General features: G+C 71.5%; 1 protein-coding gene and 1 pseudogene. Both read right to left on the bottom strand.

Annotation, left to right across the window (positions count from 1 at the left end; all coding sequences use genetic code 11):
- Nucleotides 1-860, bottom strand: an 860-nt coding sequence (locus I5I_RS02680; RefSeq protein ID WP_036316195.1) for a cysteine desulfurase family protein, incomplete at its 3' end; no start/stop codon positions are given.
- 11 nt (nt 861-871) lie between these two features.
- Nucleotides 872-973, bottom strand: a pseudogene (locus I5I_RS17415) (carboxylating nicotinate-nucleotide diphosphorylase); the annotation flags it as partial.
- Between the last annotated feature and the right edge of the window lie 30 nt (nt 974-1,003).

Raw genomic sequence — 1,003 nt, 5'->3', positions numbered from 1 at the left:
CGGGACGACGCAACGAGCCCGAGCACGCCGGCGATGAACCGATCGCGCAACGCGCCGACGCGAGCCGNTGCGGCCACGCGCTCGCGCTTCGCGATTTCCAGTGCTGTCGCGATCGCGACGGCGCCGGCGACGTTCTCGGTGCCGCTGCGTCGCTCCCGCTCCTGGCCGCCGCCGTGCAGCAGCGGCTCCAGAGGCACGCGGCCTCGGAGCGCAAGCACACCGATGCCCGGGGGAGCACCGATCTTGTGTCCGGCGACCGAGATCGCATCGGCGCCCGTGCCGGCGAGCGGCAGCCAGCCCGCAGCCTGTACCGCATCGACGTGCAGCGCCACACCGGCTGCGCGCGTCACCGTCGCGATCGCGTCGAGATCCTGGACCGTGCCGATCTCGTTGTTCGCATAGCCGATCGACACGAGCGCGGTCTCGGGCCGAAGCGCCGCGGCGACGTCGGCGGCCGCGACGAGACCCGTCGCATCGACCGGCAGGTGGGTGATGCGTGCGCCGTGCACACGCTCGAGGTACTCGCAGGAGGCGAGTACCGCCTCATGCTCGATAGGTGTCGTGATCACGTGCACGGGCGCGTCTCGTCCTGTGCCGCGATGCAACGCCGTGCCGATCGTGATCCCCTTCACCGCCAGGTTGTCGGCCTCGGTGCCGCCCGAGGTGAAGACGATGTCGGCGGGGCGCATGCCGAAGACGGCGGCGACGCGCCGCCGCGCATCGGAGAGCACGGATGCCGCGGCTTCGCCGACCGTGTGGTGGCTGGACGGGTTGCCGAAACGATCGCCGAGGAAGGGCAGCATCGCCTCCCGCACTTCCGGACGCACCGGCGTGGTGGCAGCGTGATCGAGATAGAACACGGCTCCTCCGGTCAGGCTCCGACGTCGGCGCCCGACACGCGCGCGTCCAGGCCGAGGTCGAGCGCGCGTGCGGAGTGCGTCAGGGCGCCCACCGAGATCACATCGACACCGGTGGGACTCTAGAGGATCCCCGGGTCCGAGCT

Origin of the sequence: Microbacterium sp. B24, from assembly GCF_000333415.1 — a bacterium.
Classification (GTDB): Bacteria; Actinomycetota; Actinomycetes; order Actinomycetales; family Microbacteriaceae; genus Microbacterium.
The sequence above is the reverse complement of the archived record's forward strand: the minus strand, read 5'-3'. Positions and strand labels throughout refer to the sequence as shown.